The sequence below is a fragment of the Streptomyces sp. NPDC058308 genome, from assembly GCF_042880275.1.
Lineage (GTDB): Bacteria > Actinomycetota > Actinomycetes > Streptomycetales > Streptomycetaceae > Streptomyces.
On sequence record NZ_JBHVZA010000001.1, the window covers coordinates 305,658 to 321,907 of the forward strand.

The following is a 16,250-nucleotide window of genomic DNA, read 5'->3' on the forward strand; positions in this document are numbered from 1 at the left end:
ATCACCTCAGGTACGCGAGTCCGGGATGCACGCTCCGGTAGCCCTCCACAAGGCGCCGCGCGACCGTCACGGAGTCGACGAGCGGATGCAGCGCGAACGCCTTGACGGCGGTGGCCGACGAACCGCTGTCCACCGCCGCGAGCACCTCGCGCTCGACCGCCTTGACCGCGCACACCAGGCCGGTGGCGTGGCCGGGCAGCGGGGCCACCGACATGGGGTGGGCGCCGTTGGCGTCGACGGAGCAGGGCACCTCGATGACGGCGTCCGTGTCCAGCGCGGCCAGGGTCGTGCCGTTGCGGACGTTGAGGATCAGCGTGGCCCGCTCGTCGCGCGCGATGGCCCGCATCAGGGCGAGGGCGACCTTCTCGTACCCGCCGGACTCCAGGTCCTCCTCGGCCCGCTCCCCCACGCCCGCCGCTGCCCTGTTCTCCGCCATGTACGCCGCCTCGCGCTCGGCGAGGGTGGCGTTCCAGGTCTTGAGGGCGGGGGTGTCGGCGCTGCGCATCGCGTCGTAGAAGCGGGCCTGTTGGGTGTGGAGGAAGGCACCGCGGGTCCGTTCGGCCTGCTGGTAGGCGCGCACGGTGTCGCGGTTGAAGTAGTAGTAGTGCAGGTATTCGTTGGGGATCATGCCGAGCGTCCGCAGCCAGTCGGCACCGAACAGCCTGCCCTGCTCGAAGGAGCCGAGGAGCCCGGGATCGTCGAGCAGCCGCGGCAGTTCGTCGCGGCCCGCGATGTGCAGCCCGCGCAGCCAGCCGAGGTGGTTGAGGCCCACGTAGTCGATGAAGGCTTCGTCGGGGTTGCCGCCCAGCACCTGCGCCACCCGGCGGCCGAGGCCCACCGGTGAGTCGCAGATGCCGATGACGCGGCCGCCCAGGTGGCGGGCCATGGCTTCGGTGACCAGCCCCGCGGGGTTGGTGAAGTTGATGACCCAGGCGGCGGGGGCGAGCCGCGCGACGCGGCGCGCGATGTCGACGGCGACGGGCACCGTGCGCAGCCCGTACGCGATGCCGCCCGCGCCGACCGTCTCCTGCCCGAGGACGCCCTCGGCGAGCGCGACGCGCTCGTCGGCGGCACGCCCTTCCAGACCGCCCACGCGGATCGCGGAGAAGACGAAGTCGGCGCCGCGCAGTGCCTCGTCGAGGTCGGTGGTGGCGGTGACGGTGGGCGCGTCCGGGGCGCCGGCGGCCTGCTCGGCGAGGACGCGGGCGACGGCGTCGAGCCGGGCGGCGTCCAGGTCGTGCAGGACGACGTCGGTGACGCGGCCCTCGGCGCGGTCGCCGAGGAGAGCCCCGTACACGAGCGGCACGCGGAACCCGCCCCCGCCGAGAATTGCCAGTTTCACGTCTGAACCGCCTTCTGTCGGACCGGTATCACCGATGTTCACGTTACGTACCGCATCGGGCTCGGCGTAACGCACGTCGCCGGGGCGCACGTTACGTACGATGACGCCGCAGCGTTCCGACCCCCCACGGAGGTAGCGCCCGATGACCGTCTGGAAGGCATCAACCGCCCTGTTCGGCGCCGTCACTCTGGCGGTGATGACGGGCGGCGGCGCCTCCGCCGCGCCCGCCGCGCCGGGTGGCTGGCAGGAGTCCGGCACCTCGTACATCAACTCGCTCACCGGCAGCCAGGGTCTGGCGAGCCGCGCGGACGGCAGCCTTCTCCACCGGGGGCTCGGCTCGATACCGCTCGACCTGCGCGTGAAGGGCTGGGGGCACATAGGCGACCCGGACGTGGCGGACGGCCACACCTTCGACGCCTACCAGGGCGGCGACACCGCGCAGTCGAAGATGTACGCGGTCACGACGCCGGGCGGGCAGCGCTATCTCTACGAGCACAAGCTCGACGCGGGCGAGAAGCTCAACAACTCCTTCGCGGCCGTCTCGCCCGACAACCAGTGGCTGGTCTCCGGCGAGTGGGGCGAGCAGAACCGTCTCCAGGTCTTCCCCGCGCCGCTCCTCAACTCCTCGACCCCGCCCACCGGCGGCGCGCTCCCCCAGGCCGGGCAGATCTCGCTCGACAAGCCGGTCCGTGACGTCCAGGGCTGCGACTTCGTCTCCGACTCCCGTCTGGTGTGTGCCTCGAACGACGCCTCCAAGGAGCTGTGGCCCGAGGACCGCCCCGTCCTCCAGGTCGACCTGGCGCGCCCGCTCGACGGGAAGCCGGTGACCGGCCGCGTCACGAGCCTCTTCGCCGCGCCGCAGCGCAGTCTCTGCTCCGGCACGTTCGAGACGGAGGGCATCGACTACGACTCCGTGCGCCGCACCCTGCGCGTCGAGGTGGTGCCGCCCGCGCCGTGCCTGGTGACGACGGCGGTGCACGCGTACCGGCCGACCACCGTCTGAGCGCCCGCCCCGTCCGCCTGCCGGACAGGACGTGTGGGGCGCCGCGGCGCGGGGGAAGGTCGTGATCATGACACAGCACGACCAGCAGGTGATGGCCACCGTCCCCGTCCCTGAGCGGCGCCCGATACGGCAGCTGCTCGCCGCATCGGTCGGCAACGCCGTGGAGTGGTACGACTGGTACGCCTACACCTTCCTCGCCACGTACATCGCAAGCCAGGTCTTCCCCAAGGGTTCCGGCAACTCCCTCGTCCCGCTGCTCGCCACCTTCGCCGTCTTCGCGGTGGGCTTCTTCATGCGCCCCGTCGGCGGTCTGCTCATGGGCGCGGTCGCCGACCGGCGCGGCAGGCGCGCCGCGCTGACCGTCACCATCCTGCTCATGGGCGGCAGCAGCCTGCTGGTCGGACTGACCCCCACGTACGCGGCCGCGGGCGTCTTCGCCCCGGTCTTCCTGGTCTTCGCCCGGCTGCTCCAGGGCCTGTCGGTGGGCGGTGAGTTCGCCGCGTCGACGACGTTCCTTGTCGAGTCGGCGGGCCCCGGGCGGCGCGGGCTCTTCTCCAGTTTCCAGTACGTCTCCACGAGCGCGGGCCAGCTCGCGGCGTCCGGCGTCGCGGCGCTCCTCGTCGCCACGCTCTCCGACGGGCAGATGGACGGCTGGGGCTGGCGGCTGCCCTTCCTGGCCGGCGCCGCGCTCAGCCTCGTGGGGTTCTGGATCAGGCAGGGCGCGCACGAGACCCACCGGGCGCCCGCCGACGACGGCGACCGCCCCGGCCTGTTCGACGCGCTGCGCCACCACCCGCGCCAGTCCCTGCTGATCTGCGGCATCACGGCGGGCGGCACCCTCGCCTACTACACCTGGACGTCGTACCTGCCGACGTACGCCGAGCTGAACACGGACATCGGCAAGAGTCAGGCGCTCCTCGCGGGCACGGTCTCGCTGGCGTTCTTCGCGCTGCTCCAGCCGGTCGGCGGCCTGCTCTCGGACCGCGTGGGGCGCAGGCCGCTGCTGCTCTTCTTCGGCATCGGCTTCGCCGTCCTGAGCGTGCCGTTGCTCAAGTCCCTCACCGGGTCGTTCACTTCGCTGCTGCTCGTGCAGTGTGCGGGGATGGTGCTGCTCACCGGGTTCACGTCGATCTCGGCGGCGGTGAACGCGGAGGTGTTCCCGGCGAGGGTCCGGGCGGCCGGGATCGGGTTTCCGTACTCGTTGACGGTGGCGGTGTTCGGGGGCACGGCCCCGTACGTGGGAACGCTGTTCAAGGAGATCGGGTCTCCTGGGCTCTTTCCCGTGTACGTGGCCGTGCTGTGTGTCGTCTCGTCGGCGGTCTATCTGCGGCTGCCGGAGACCGCGCGCGGGCCGTTGGAGCGGTGAGGCTCCCTTGTGGCCGCGGGTTCCTTTGGCCGCGGGTTCGCCCTTGACCGCGGGTTCGCCCTTGACCGCGGGTTCGTCGTGGCTTGTCGCGCAGTTCCCCGCGCCCCTAGGCCGTCCGGGGCACCTCGGCGATGGATCGTCCCGCCCAGTCAGGGGCTGCTTCCACGAGTCCCGTCAGGCGGTCGCGGATGTCGTCCGGGAACGGGGTCGTGCGGCCCGCGTTCTGGTCGACGTGGAGGGCGAGCAGTTCGGTGGTCGCCACGGGGGCGGCGTCCGGCGCCGGCTCTGCGCCCTCGTCCTCGTCCTCGACCACGAACATCTCGTGCGTAAAGCGCGCCTTCTTGGCGTCCACGCCCAACAGGCGGGTGCGGATGGCGAGATGGGCGCCTTCGGAGACGTCGTTCAGGTACCGCACATGGGCCTCGACCGTGTAGAGGGAGCAGCCGGTGGACTCGCGGTAGCCGCCGTGCAGGCCCGTCTCGATCATCATGGCGTCGGTGGCGTGGCCGAAGACGAGGACGTAGAAGGCCTCGCTCATGTGGCCGTTGTAGTCGATCCACTCGGGCCGCACGGTCCGGTGCAGCAGGGGCAGGGGCTCGCTCACTTCTTGCCTCCGTTCAGGCGGCCCGTGGCGCGCAGGACGTCGATGACGCCCTGGTCGCGTTCGGCGACGAGGTCCGCGATGGTGCGGCCGTCCGCCTCCTCGTCGCATCCGGCGACGACGGCGTCGTACAGCTTCTTGTCGAGTTCGGGGGCTTCGAGGCGCGTCCACGGGGACTTCAGGGACGGGCCGAAGTGGTCGAGCATGTGGGCCATGCCGCCCTCGCCGCCCGCGAGCGCGAAGGTGAGCATGGGGCCCATGAACGCCCAGCGCAGGCCGGGTCCCTCGGTGATGGAGTCGTCGATCTCCTGGACCGTGGCCTCGCCGTTGGCGACCATGTGCAGGGCCTCGCGCCACAGGGCCTCCTGCAGGCGGTTGGCGATGAAGCCCGGGACTTCGCTCTTCATCGTGATCACGGACTTGCCCGCGACCTCGTAGAAGCGGGACGCCCACGCCACGGCGTCGGCGTCGGTCAGTTCGCCGCCGACGACCTCGACGAGGGGTATCAGGTACGGCGGGTTGAAGGGGTGCCCGACGACGAGGCGGCCCGGGGTGGCGGCCTCGGTCTGCATGTCGGTCATCGGGTAGCCGGAGGTGGAGGAGGCGATGACGACGCCGGCGGGCGCGGCGGCGTCCAGCTTCGCGAGCAGGTCGCGCTTGAGCTCCAGCTTCTCGGGGGCGCTCTCCTGCACGAACTGCGCGTCGGCGACGGCCTCTTCGAGGGTCGCGGTGACGGTGAGGCGCTCCTGCGAGGCGCCGTCGGCGAGGCCGAGCTGGGTGAGGGCGGGCCAGGCGGCCTCGACGAGCCGCCGCAGCTTCTGCTCGGCGCCGGGCGCCGGGTCCCAGGCGGTGACGTCGTAGCCGCGGGCCAGGAAGTGGGCGGCCCAGCCGCCGCCGATGACACCGGCACCTATGCAGGCGACGCGGCGTACCTCTTCGGGGGTGGTGGTCATGGCGTGGGGGGATCCTTTCGTTGCTGCGCGTGGGGGGGTGCCCCCTCAGGGGCGCGGGGAACTGCGCGACCAGCCGGCCACAGGCGGCCCGCAAAGGAGTCGCTGCGCAGCGATTACCCGCGAGGCTTGAGGCCGAGCTTCCGGCGGGCCTCGTCGGGCGTGGCGACCCGCGAACCGAGGGACTCGGTGATCTGGACGGCACGCTCGACGAGCTGTCCGTTCGTCGCCTTGTTGCCCTTGCCGAGGTAGAGGTTGTCCTCCAGGCCCACCCGGACCTGCCCGCCGAGCAGGATCGACTGCGCGACCCACGGCATCTGCATGCGGCCGAGCGCGAAGCTGGCCCACTGGGCGCCCTCGGGAAGCATGTTGACCATGGACTGCAGGACGCCCGGGTCGGCGGGGGCGCCCCACGGGACGCCCATGCAGAGCTGGAAGACGGTCGGGTCGTCGAGCAGGCCTTCGGCGAGGAGCTGCTTGGCGAACCAGAGCTGGCCGGTGTCGAAGATCTCCAGCTCGGGGCGGACGCCGAGCTCCTGGATGCGCTTGGCTCCCTGGCGGAGCATGTCGGGGGTGGAGATGTAGAGGTTGCTGCCGTCGCCGAAGTTGAGGGAGCCGCAGTCCAGGGTGCAGATGTCGGGGAGCAGGTCCTCGACGTGCGGCAGCCGGTCGAGACCGCTGACGAGGTCGGTGCCGGGGAGGTGCCTGAGCGGCTCGTCCGGGTCGATGACGAGGTCGCCGCCCATGCCCGCCGTCAGGTTGATGACGACGTCGGTGCCGGTCTCCTTGATGCGCTCGACGACCTCGCGGTAGAGCCGCGGGTCACGGGAGGGGTCGCCGGTCTCGGGGTCGCGGACGTGGATGTGCACGACGGCGGCGCCCGCCTCGGCGGCCTCGACCGCCGAGGCGGCTATCTGCTCGGGCGTCACGGGCACATGCGGGCTCTTGCGCACGGTGTCGCCCGCGCCGGTCAGGGCGCAGGTGATGATGACGTTGTCGTTCACGGGCATGCGGAACTCTCCCTCGGGGGTGGGGTGTTGTGTATACGGGGCGTGCGACGGACGGGGGGAGTACGGGCGGTCAGTGCGCGGTCAGCGTCGCGTCGACGTAGGCGGTGAGGGCCTTGTGCATGTCGTCGGGGCCGGTGCCGGGGCCGTCGGGGGCGGAGGCGAGCACCTGGGTGGCGAGCCCGTCGATCAGCGCGGTCAGGCAGAGCGCGGCGGACTCGGGGTCGGCGGGGCGGAAGACGCCTCCGTCGATGCCGCGGCGGATGACGTCGGCGACGGTGGTGCGCCACTGCCGGTAGTAGTCGGCGTGCAGTCGGCCCACGGCGGTGGAGCGGGCGGCCTCCGCCCACAGGTCGAGCCAGACGCTCCACTGCCAGCGCTGCTGCGGGGTGCGGGGGATCTGCAGCTCGATGAGCTGGCGCAGTTCGTCGGCGGCGTCGGCGGCGTCCGCTGTCCGGGCCGCCCGGCGCGCGGTGTCCTCGTCCATGCACCAGCGCACGGCGGCTTCGAGGAGGTCGTCGCGGCCCGGGAAGTGGTAGTGGATGGCAGCGGTACTGGTGCTGCAGGCCGCGGCGATGTCCTGGACGCGGACGGCGTGGAAGCCGCGCTCCGCGATGAGGCGCACGGTCTCGCGGACGATCTGCAGGGGGCGGCCGCCTTCGGGGGGCGCGGCACGCTCGCGCCGCGCGGCCGGCTCCTGGCCGCGGGCGGCGGCGCCGAGCAGCCAGCCCGCGTCGACCCCGCCGGTGTCCGCGATGCGGGCGAGCTCCGCCGCCGTGAAGCGCCGGGTGCCGCCCAGCGAGCGGGAGAGCTTGGAGGGGTCCATGACGATGCGGCGCGCGAACTCGCGCTGGGTCACACCGGCGTCGGCGATCACCTTGCGGACGCGGTCCGCCACCTCGGGGTCGTGCTGCATGGTCGTCGACCCTACTCGCGCGTTGCGATGAACGCAACGAGGGACGCGCGGCGATGACCTGTACATCCCTAGTGCATCCGGATAATCAACCGTTATCAGCCGCATATCCAGAGAACCGGTCGAGATTGCGATTCTGACTGACGCATCAGTCGGTTTCGATCCCAGGCGCTGCGCACCTACCGGGTGCTCGACAGCATGAACGGCCTCGACGCTCCGGTCGGGGAGCTCGGCCCCGGGTGCCCCTGCGGCCACCGGACCCGTCGGGCCCTCGCGACCACACGTGTTTCACGGTCGGCGATCAAGGGGACTGGAGGTATCTGCCGCTCACCGTCACGACCACTACCACCACAAGAAGGAGTTCCCGTGCGCGCCCTGGCACTCGTCTGCACCCTGTCCCCCTCCCCCGCCGCGTCCAGCAGTGACCGCCTGGCCGGTCAGGTCCTCGCCGAGCTGGCGAAGCGGGAGGTGACGGTGGAGTCCGTACGGATCGCCGACCACGACGTGAAACCCGGCATCGGCGCCGACATGGGCGACGGCGACGCCTGGCCCGCCCTGCGGGAGAAGGTCCTGGCGGCCGACATCCTGCTGGTGGCCACGCCGATCTGGCTCGGCCACCCGTCGAGCATCTGCCAGCGCGTCCTGGAGCGTCTCAACGCCGACTCCTCCGAGACCGACGACCAGGGGCGCCCGCTGTTCTACGGCAAGGCGGCCGCCGTGGCGGTGGTGGGCAACGAGGACGGCGCCCACAAGGTGAGCGCCGACGTCTTCCAGGGCCTCAACGACGTCGGCTTCTCCCTCGCGCCGGGAGCCGTGACGTACTGGGTCGGAGAGGCCATGCAGGGCACCGACTACCAGGACCTCGACGAGACGCCCGACAGCGTCGCGAGCACCACCCGCACCCTGGCCGCCAACACGGTCCACCTGGCGAGCCTCCTGCAGGGCGCCCCCTACCAGGCGCCCGCGCAGTAAGCCGCACGGAACCGGGGCGGCACTTGAGGCACTCTTCTGTCTGTGTCGCACGCATCCTCGCTCCCTCCCCAGCGCCCTTCGCCGCCCGCCACCGGCCACATGGTCGTATGCGGCGGTGACAACGTCCTGGCCCACCGGCTCGCCGCCGAACTCCGCGGCGTCTACGGCGAACAGGTCGTCCTCGTCGTCCCGCCCGCGGGGCGCGACGAGCGGAACCGGCTGACGGGCCGGGCCAGGACCACGGCGCTGCTCGGCCGCATCACGGCCGCCGTCTCGCGCACCACGGGCGCGGTGAACGGGACCGTGAACGGGGACGGCGAGGGCGGCGGCGCGAGTGGCCCGCCACGGACCCTGGAGGCCGCCGAGCTCACCGACGACGTCCTCGTCGACGCGGGCGTCCCGCAGGCCGCCGCCCTCGCGCTCATGCACGACGACGACGAGACGAACATCCGCACCGCACTGGCCGCGCGACGGCTCAACCCCCGGCTGCGCCTTGTGATCCGGCTGTACAACCGGAAGTTGGGCCAGCATCTGGAGCACCTGCTCGACCAGGCCGCCGCCGTGGCCGGCCTCGCCACCACCGATGCCAGCGTCACCGTCCTGTCCGACGCGGACACCGCAGCCCCGGCGCTCGCGGCCACCGCGGTCGCCGGGACCAGCAAGGTCGTCCACGCCTACGGGCTGCTCCTGCGCGCGGTGGAGCGCACGCCACCGGCGCCGGGCGAGGTGGCGCCGCGCGGCCTCGCCACCCTCGCACTGCTCTCGTCCACCGCCAACGACCCCGCGGGGGCGGAGGGTTCGGACGACGCGGACTCCGGAGCCGGGCCCCGGCTGCTGCCGGACGACGCCGCCGTGGCGGCCGCTCCGGGGCGGGGCGCCCTGGTCCTTGAGGCCGTCTCCTACTCGGGGTCCACTCCGCCGCCCGGATTCCTCGCCGGGCGCGGCGTGCCGCTGCGTCAGCTGTTCTCGCGGCGGCTGCGCTGGTCGGTGGCCGGGTTCGCGGCGGCCGTCGTCGGCATGGCCATCGCGTCGATCATCACCACCGAGGACACCACCCCGCTGCACGCGACGTACCTGACGCTCCTCGATCTGTTCTCCATCAACGACCCGGCCACGGACGGGCCGATGAGCCGCCAGGTCCTCCAGCTCCTCGCCGGTCTGGTCGGGCTGCTGCTCCTGCCGATCCTCTTCGCCGCCGTCCTGGAGGCCCTCGGCACCTTCCGCACCGCCTCCTCGCTGCGCCGCCCGCCCCGCGGCCTCTCGGGCCACGTCGTCCTGCTTGGCCTCGGCAAGATCGGCACCCGGGTGCTCGCCCGGCTGCGCGAGCTGGACATCCCCGTGGTGTGCGTGGAGGCCGACCCCGAGGCGCGCGGCATCTCCCTGGCGCGGCGGCTGCGCGTGCCCACCGTGATCGGCGACGTGACGGAGGAGGGCGTCCTGGAGGCGGCCAAGGTGCACCGCGCGCACGCGCTGCTCGCGCTGACCAGCGCGGACACCATAAACCTCGAAGCGGCCCTGTACGCGCGGTCGGTGAAGCCCGATCTGCGGGTGGCGCTGCGGCTGTACGACGACGAGTTCGCGACCGCCGTCTACCGCACCCTGCGCGCCGCCCACCCCGGCGCCCTCACCCGCAGCCGCAGCGTGTCGGCGCTCGCCGCGCCCGCGTTCGCCGGGGCGATGATGGGGCGGCAGATCCTGGGCGCGCTTCCCGTGGAGCGCTCCGTGCTGCTCTTCGCCGCGCTGGACGTCTCGTTGCAGCCGCAACTGACCGGCCGCAGGATCGCCGACGTGTTCCGGCCGGGGGCGCGGCGGGTCGTCGCCCTGGAGCGTGCCTCGGGCGAGGGCCCCGGCCTCACCTCGGGCCTGGAGTGGGAGCTCGACCCGGACTACGAGCTGCGCCCCCAGGACCGCGTCGTCCTGGCCGCGACCCGGCAGGGCCTGGCCGAACTCCTCGCCCGCCGCCCGCTGCCCGCGCAGGCCTGAGCTGCCCGGGTCAGTCCTCCTCGGGCACCGGCAGGACCTGCCGCAGGTGCGGGTCGGGGTGGAAGTCCCTGCGCCACTCGCGCGGGTAGCCGACGGACGCCTCGATGTGGGGCACCCCGTCGTGCACGGTGGTGCGCGGGATGTGCAGGTGGCCGTAGACGACGGCGGCCGCCTCGTACTTCACGTGCCAGTCGGCGGAGCGCTCGGTGCCGCACCACAGGGCGAACTCGGGGTAGCGCAGGACGCGGGTGGGTTCGCGCAGCAGCGGCCAGTGGTTGATCAGGACGGTCGGCATTCCCGCGGGCCGTTCGGCGAGCCGCTCCTCGGTGTGCTTGACCCGGGCGCGGGACCAGTCGTCGCGGGTCGCGTACGGGTCGGGGTGCAGGAAGTACTCGTCCGTGCAGACGACGCCCGCCTCGTGGGCGACCTCCAGTGCCTGTTCCTTCGTGTGCGTGCCCTCGGGGCGGAAGGTGTAGTCGTAGAGGAGGAAGAGCGGGGCGACCACGACCGGCCCGCCCGCGCCGCGCCACACGGGGTAGGGGTCCTCGGGCGTCGCCACCCCCAACTCCCGGCAGAGTTCGACGATGTGCCGGTACCGCTCCTCGCCGCGCAGCTGGACCGGATCGTCCTTGGGCGTCCACAGTTCGTGGTTGCCGGGCGACCACACCACCTTGGCGAAGCGCCCGGCGAGCGTGCGCAGCGCCCACTCGATGTCGGCCATGCGCTCGGCGACGTCGCCGGCGACTATCAGCCAGTCCCCGTCCGTGTGGGGCCGGATGGTCTCGACGTACTTCCTGTTCTCCGCGTACGCCACGTGCAGGTCGCTGATCGCCAGCAGTTTCGGAGTCTTCTCGGATGCCATCACGGTGCGAGGCTAACCGAGCCGCACGGTCAGTGGTGGTCGCCCTCACCTCGCTGGATCGCCAGATACTCCTCCTTCGTCGGCTTGGGCACCTGCGCCTTCGGGCCGTACATGGCGCGGGCGAGACGGGCGCGCAGGCGTTGGGAGGCACGGACCTTGCGGGTCACGCCGTTGGCGTCGACCAGGGGGCCGACCTCGTAGGGCCTGGGCTGTTCGTGGGCGGTCAGGCGGTACAGCTCGGCCTGCGGCAGGCGTTCGTGGATCTCCACGTACTCGCCGTGCAGGAGGCGTTTGACGGTGCCCGTCTCCCGGCCGTGCAGCACCTTCTCCTGGTCCTTGCGCTGCAGGCCGAGGCAGACGCGGTGGGTGACGAAGAAGGCGAGGGCGGGCATCACGAAGAAGCTGATCCGCACGAACCACGTGATCGCGTTGATGGAGAGGTGGAAGTGGGTGGCCCACAGGTCGTTGCCGCCGCCGACCATCAGCACGCCGAACAGGGCGAGCCAGGCGACGCCGAGCCCGGTGCGCACGGGTGCGTTGCGCGGCCGGTCCGCGATGTGGTGCTCCCTCTTGTCCCCCTTGACCCAGGACTCGATGAACGGATAGACGCCGATGGCCATCAGGATCAGCGGGAAGAGCGAGAAGGGGATGAAGACGCCCAGTTCCAGCGTGTGCCCCCACGCGTTGATCTCCCAGCTGGGCATCACCCGGATCAGGCCCTCGGAGAAGCCCAGGTACCAGTCGGGTTGAGCGCCCGTGGAGACCACGTCGGGCCGGTAGGGGCCGATCGCGAAGACCGGGTTGATGGAGGCGACCGCGCCCATGATCGCGAGCACGCCGAAGACGAGGAAGAAGAAGCCGCCGGCCTTGGCGATGTAGACGGGCAGGAGCGGCGCCCCGACCACGTTCTTCTCGGTCCTGCCGGGCCCGGCGAACTGCGTGTGCTTGTGGTAGAAGACCAGGATCAGGTGGGCGACGACGAGCCCCAGCATGATGCCGGGGAGCAGCAGCACGTGGATCGGGTAGAGCCGCGGGATGATGTCCTCCCCCGGGAACTCCCCGCCGAACAGGAAGAAGGAGAGGTACGTCCCCACGACGGGGGTGGCCAGGATGGCGCCCTGCGCGAAGCGGATGCCCGTGCCGGAGAGCATGTCGTCGGGGAGCGAGTAGCCGGTGAGGCCGGTGAGGATGCCGAGGAACAACAGGGTCCAGCCGAACAGCCAGTTGAGCTCGCGCGGCTTGCGGAACGCCCCGGTGAAGAACACCCGCATCATGTGCACGAGCATCCCCGCGACGAAGACGAGCGCGGCCCAGTGGTGGATCTGCCGGATGAGCAGGCCGCCGCGGACCTCCATGCTGATGTCCACGGTGGATTCGTACGCCCGGGAGACCAGGACGCCCTTGAGCGGCACGTACCGTCCGTTGTAAGCGACTTCGGCCATGCTCGGATCGAAGAACAGGGTGAGGTAGGTCCCGGTCAGGATGAGGATGATGAAGCTGTAGAGACAGATCTCCCCGAACATGAACGACCAGTGGTCGGGGAAGATCTTGCGCATCTGGCTCTTGGCCAGGGAGTTGATGCCGAGCCGTCCGTCCGCCCAGTCGGCGATCCGCTCCCCTTTGCCGAGCCTTACAGGTCGTGCGTTCGTCCCGGTGCGCTCAGTGCGTCCGCTCATGCGACTCCCTTTCAGGCGGTTCCAGGGTAGGTCGCCCGGCTGACGGATCCAACAGGCGCGGATGTGTCAACTCGCCGAGGGCGAACCTCAAGCCATTGGCGTCAACCGGTGCAGTCGCAGGGCGAGTTGGATCTCCGGGGTGCGGGCCGGCGTGTTCCAGTCGTCACCGAGCAGCCGCGCCAAACGCTCCAGTCGCTGCACCACCGTGTTCACGTGCACGTGCAGCGCGGTCTTGGCCCTGGTGAGGCTGCGGTCCTGGCCGAAGTACGCCTCCAGGGTGCGCACCAGCTCCGTGCCGCGGTCACTGTCGTAGTCCAGGACGGGGCCGAGGGTGGCCCTGATGTAGCCGCCCAGGTCGGCCTGTTCGCCGATGAGCAGTCCCACGAAGCCGAGGTCCGCGAGAGTGGCGCCGTGGCCGGTGTGGCCGAGGGCCCGGGCGTCGGTGCCGGGCGCGAGGGCGGGGTCACGAGCACCACGTTGTCGCGGTGGAGACCGGATAGGCCGCTGTGGTCGCGGGCGGTACGGTGCGCCGCGGCGAGCAGCCGCGGCCGGGGCGCGCTCTCGCCGTGGGGCGACGAACACCGCGTGCGGCCGGTCGAGCCGGACGCCGAGGCGGCGGGCGCGGCCGACCAGGCCGGCCGGGTCGCCGTTGGTGGCGAGCAGGTCGCCCAGGAGCTCGCCGCGGACCCGGTCCTCGGTCTCGGCGACCGACCGGCGAAGGAGCAGGAGCAGCGCGGTGACGACGCCCGCCCGCTCGAACAACCGCCGGTCGGCGTCGGCGAGTTCGGGCCGCCCGGTCAGGACGATGCTGTCGATGGCGTCGGTGTGGTGGAAGCGGGGGTCCTGCTGGTAGTCGCCGGTGACGTAAGGGCGGGCGGTCTGGGCGACGAGCCCGCCGAGCCCCTCGCCCATGCCGAGCCGCAGCTGGGCGGTGGGAAGCATGGGGCGATGGTCTCCCGGCGCGGTGGGTGCGGTCGATGGCCTGTTCCGGATCCACCGCGCCGCCGTCGGGAGGGGGCCGCGCACAGAGCGGTGCCCGCCACCGGGGGATGGAGGCGGGCACCGCGACCGGGGGCTCGGCGGGGTCAGGCTTCCGTCGAGCTGTCGGCGTACGGCGACTCGGCCGCGGGGGTGGGCGTGGGCTCGGGGGCGGGCGCCCGCGCGGGCTCGGGGGCCTTCTCGCTGAGGCCGAACCGGGCGTGGAACCTCCGCAGGAAGCCGGGCGCATACCAGGCCGAGCGGCCGAGCAGGCGCATCGCGGCCGGCAGGAGGATGCCGCGTACGGCCAGGGCGTCGATGAGGATGGCGAGGCCACTGCCCAGGCCGAACAGCTGCAGGAAGCTGATCTTGGCCGTGCCGAAGGCGAAGAAGCTCACCGCGAGCAGGACGGCCGCCGCGCTGACGATGCGTCCGGTGTGCCCGAGGCCATTGGCCACGGCGGACTCGTTGTTCTCGCCCTGCTCGTGGAGTTCCTTGATCCGGCTGGTGACGAACACCTCGTAGTCCATCGAGAGGCCGAAGGCGACGCAGAACATCAGCACGGTCATCGAGGTCTCCATCGGCTGCGCGGTGAAACCGAGCAGCGAGGAGAGGTGGCCGTCCTGGAAGATCCAGGTCATGGCGCCGAGGGTCGCGCCGAGACTGATCATGTTGAGGACCAGGGCGCGCAACGGCTGCACGACGCTGCCGGTGAAGAGGAAGAGCAGCAGGAACGTGGTGACGGCGATCAGGCCGACGGCGAGCGGGAGTTGGCCGCCGATGGAGTCGTTGGAGTCGACGAGCTCGGCGTCGGCGCCGCCCACGAGCGGGGCTGTCCCGGCGGGCGGGGCGGCCGCCCTGACCTCGTCGACCAGGTTCTGGGCGGCGTGCGACTTGGGTGTGAGGGTGCTCACCACGTTGAGCTGCTGTGCGGCGGGGCGGGCGAGTGCCGGGTTGCCGGGTGCCTTCGCCTTGGGGCGTCCGTCGGTGTAGACGCCCGTGCCGGTCTCGACGCGGGCCACCCCGTCGAGTTCGGAAAGCCCGGCCGCGTACCGCGCCAAGGGAGCCTTGCCGACGGCCTTGTCGATGACGACGTGCAGGGCCGCGGCGTCGTTGCCGTTGAAGTTCTCCCGCAGCGACACCGAGACCTGGCGGCTCTCGGCGCCCTCCGGCAGTACGCGCTCGTCCGCCGTGCCGAAGGTGATGCCGAGGAGCGGGCTCGCCGCCAGCAGGAGCACCGCGAGTACGGGCAGTGCGGTGAGCGCGGGCCGCCGCATGACGGTGCGGGCGAGGCGGCTCCATGCGGACGTTCCGGCGGCCGTGGCGCGTCCCGGCTTCACCCACGGCAGCCGCCCGCTGTTGACCCGGTGCCCCAGGACGTTGAGCAGGGCGGGCATCACGAAGAGGGTGCCGAGGGCCGCGATGACGACGACCCCGACCCCGGAGTAGCCGAACGAACGGAGGAAGTACTGCGGGAACACCATGAGCGCGGCGAGTGCGGCCGCCACGGTCGCCGCGGAGTACGCGACCGTACGGCCCGCGGTGCTCATCGTCGTCCGTACGGCATCCTCCACGCGCGCCCCGGCCGCGAGCTGTTCTCGGAACCGGCTGATCATCAACAGGCCGTAGCCGACGCCGAGTCCGAGGCCGAGTGCCGTGGTCAGGTTGACCGCGAAGATGGAGACGTCGGTGACGCCGCCGAGCAGGAAGAGCTGGGCGAACACGCCCACGATGGCGATGAGCGCGATGGCCAGCGGCAGCAGCGCGGCGACCACGCCGCCGAAGACGACCAGGAGCAGCAGGAGGATCAGCGGCACGGCGATGCTCTCCGCCAGGACGAGGTCCTTTCCGGTCTGCGGCCCCATCTCGTGGCTCACGCCGGTGCTGCCGCCGGCCTTGACGGTGAGGACGCCCCGGTACGTTCCCGCGTAGTCGTCGATGACGCTCTCGGCGTTCTCCTTCCGCTCCGCGTCGTCGCCCTTGACCCGGGCGAGCACCACGGCTTCGCGGCCGTCCTTGGAGCGGAGGTCGGGGTTGCCGGTGTCCCAGTACGAGACCACGTTCTCCAGGCCGCGCTCCTTCTTGAGGCCGGACACCAGGGCCCTGCCTGTCCGTTCGGTGGCCGGGGTGTCGACGCGGCCCTCGGCGGCGCGGACAAGCAGCACCAGGTTCGTCTCTCCGCCGAACTTCTCGTCGATGACGGTCCGGGCGCGGGCGGACTGCGAGGCCGGGTCCTCGAAGCCGCCGTCCTGCAGCTTCCCGAAGGCACCGGCGCCCAGGGCGCCCATGAGGGCCACCACCACGGCGGCGACGACGAGTACCAGCCGTGACCGGCGAATCGCCATGTCGGCTATGCGTTCAAACACGCCCGATCTCCTTCGGTGTCCATGCGAATACGGCGCGAAACGGCCGGAGTTGGCCGTGCGGGGGAGGCGGCTCGGTGCTCCGCGAAGCCGCTTCGCCCCGTCGGGAGCGGGTGCGGTGCCGCACGCTTCGTCGCCGTGCACGACGTTAGTGACCCCACAAGAGATTTGGCAGTGTTAGATTTTCCGCACACCCCGCACGAACATGCGGGTGGCCCACCGGGGCGACCGCCG

The 16,250-nt window shown here is 71.8% G+C and carries 12 protein-coding genes and 1 pseudogene; 4 read left to right on the top strand and 9 right to left on the bottom strand.

What is annotated here, in order from left to right; genetic code table 11:
- Position 1 precedes the first annotated feature (1 nt).
- Positions 2–1,342 carry a 6-phospho-beta-glucosidase gene (locus ACFVYL_RS01080; protein WP_389712171.1) on the bottom strand — a complete coding sequence of 447 codons (1,341 nt, stop codon included), beginning with the start codon at positions 1,340–1,342 and terminating at the stop codon, positions 2–4.
- Positions 1,343–1,484: 142 nt separating this feature from the next.
- On the opposite strand from ACFVYL_RS01080, the gene ACFVYL_RS01085 reads away from it, so the two are divergent.
- Positions 1,485–2,345: a hypothetical protein gene (locus tag ACFVYL_RS01085; protein ID WP_389712172.1), complete on the top strand. Its 861-nt coding sequence runs from the start codon at positions 1,485–1,487 to the stop codon at positions 2,343–2,345.
- 67 nt (positions 2,346–2,412) lie between these two features.
- Positions 2,413–3,711, top strand: coding sequence for an MFS transporter (locus tag ACFVYL_RS01090; RefSeq protein ID WP_389712173.1), 1,299 nt, complete (start codon positions 2,413–2,415; stop codon positions 3,709–3,711).
- Positions 3,712–3,817: 106 nt separating this feature from the next.
- Here ACFVYL_RS01090 and ACFVYL_RS01095 read toward each other — a convergent pair whose 3' ends face one another.
- The 4 genes from ACFVYL_RS01095 to ACFVYL_RS01110 all read right to left on the bottom strand — a co-directional run bounded on the left by ACFVYL_RS01095 (position 3,818) and on the right by ACFVYL_RS01110 (position 7,185).
- Positions 3,818–4,315 (bottom strand): thioesterase family protein, encoded by a 498-nt coding sequence (locus ACFVYL_RS01095; protein ID WP_389712174.1) that lies wholly within the window; start codon positions 4,313–4,315, stop codon positions 3,818–3,820.
- Positions 4,312–5,265: a 3-hydroxyacyl-CoA dehydrogenase NAD-binding domain-containing protein gene (locus ACFVYL_RS01100; protein ID WP_389712175.1), complete on the bottom strand. Its 954-nt coding sequence runs from the start codon at positions 5,263–5,265 to the stop codon at positions 4,312–4,314. The genes ACFVYL_RS01095 and ACFVYL_RS01100 overlap by 4 nt, the downstream gene beginning before the upstream one ends.
- Before the next feature lie 113 nt (positions 5,266–5,378).
- Entirely contained in the window at positions 5,379–6,272 is an 894-nt protein-coding gene (locus ACFVYL_RS01105) for a 3-keto-5-aminohexanoate cleavage protein (protein WP_389712176.1), read from the bottom strand.
- Positions 6,273–6,342: 70 nt separating this feature from the next.
- On the bottom strand, positions 6,343–7,185 hold the full coding sequence (locus ACFVYL_RS01110) for a TetR family transcriptional regulator C-terminal domain-containing protein (protein ID WP_389712177.1): 843 nt from the start codon (positions 7,183–7,185) through the stop codon (positions 6,343–6,345).
- A 363-nt stretch (positions 7,186–7,548) separates the two neighbouring features.
- On the opposite strand from ACFVYL_RS01110, the gene ACFVYL_RS01115 reads away from it, so the two are divergent.
- Positions 7,549–8,154 carry a flavodoxin family protein gene (locus ACFVYL_RS01115; RefSeq protein WP_389712178.1) on the top strand — a complete coding sequence of 202 codons (606 nt, stop codon included), beginning with the start codon at positions 7,549–7,551 and terminating at the stop codon, positions 8,152–8,154.
- A gap of 99 nt (positions 8,155–8,253) precedes the next feature.
- A complete protein-coding gene (locus ACFVYL_RS01120) occupies positions 8,254–10,137 on the top strand; it encodes an NAD-binding protein (protein ID WP_389712438.1) in 1,884 nt (627 codons plus the stop codon).
- A gap of 10 nt (positions 10,138–10,147) precedes the next feature.
- Here ACFVYL_RS01120 and ACFVYL_RS01125 read toward each other — a convergent pair whose 3' ends face one another.
- The 4 genes and pseudogenes from ACFVYL_RS01125 to ACFVYL_RS01140 form a co-directional block, all read right to left on the bottom strand.
- Complete coding sequence (locus ACFVYL_RS01125; protein ID WP_389712439.1) at positions 10,148–10,999, bottom strand: metallophosphoesterase family protein; 852 nt, start codon at positions 10,997–10,999, stop codon at positions 10,148–10,150.
- 29 nt (positions 11,000–11,028) lie between these two features.
- Positions 11,029–12,675 (bottom strand): cytochrome bc complex cytochrome b subunit, encoded by a 1,647-nt coding sequence (locus ACFVYL_RS01130; RefSeq protein ID WP_389712179.1) that lies wholly within the window; start codon positions 12,673–12,675, stop codon positions 11,029–11,031.
- Positions 12,676–12,762: 87 nt separating this feature from the next.
- A pseudogene (locus tag ACFVYL_RS01135) lies at positions 12,763–13,497 on the bottom strand (PucR family transcriptional regulator); the annotation flags it as partial.
- 263 nt (positions 13,498–13,760) lie between these two features.
- Complete coding sequence (locus tag ACFVYL_RS01140) at positions 13,761–16,019, bottom strand: MMPL family transporter (protein ID WP_389712180.1); 2,259 nt, start codon at positions 16,017–16,019, stop codon at positions 13,761–13,763.
- Positions 16,020–16,250 lie beyond the last annotated feature (231 nt).

Coding starts and splice junctions, on each gene's coding strand:
- ACFVYL_RS01085 (WP_389712172.1), top strand. CDS start 1,485: ATGACCGTCTGGAAGGCATCAACCGCCCTGTTCGGCGCCGTCACTCTG.
- ACFVYL_RS01090 (WP_389712173.1), top strand. CDS start 2,413: ATGACACAGCACGACCAGCAGGTGATGGCCACCGTCCCCGTCCCTGAG.
- ACFVYL_RS01100 (WP_389712175.1), bottom strand. CDS start 5,265: ATGACCACCACCCCCGAAGAGGTACGCCGCGTCGCCTGCATAGGTGCC.
- ACFVYL_RS01105 (WP_389712176.1), bottom strand. CDS start 6,272: ATGCCCGTGAACGACAACGTCATCATCACCTGCGCCCTGACCGGCGCG.
- ACFVYL_RS01110 (WP_389712177.1), bottom strand. CDS start 7,185: ATGCAGCACGACCCCGAGGTGGCGGACCGCGTCCGCAAGGTGATCGCC.
- ACFVYL_RS01120 (WP_389712438.1), top strand. CDS start 8,254: ATGGTCGTATGCGGCGGTGACAACGTCCTGGCCCACCGGCTCGCCGCC.
- ACFVYL_RS01125 (WP_389712439.1), bottom strand. CDS start 10,999: ATGGCATCCGAGAAGACTCCGAAACTGCTGGCGATCAGCGACCTGCAC.
- ACFVYL_RS01130 (WP_389712179.1), bottom strand. CDS start 12,675: ATGAGCGGACGCACTGAGCGCACCGGGACGAACGCACGACCTGTAAGG.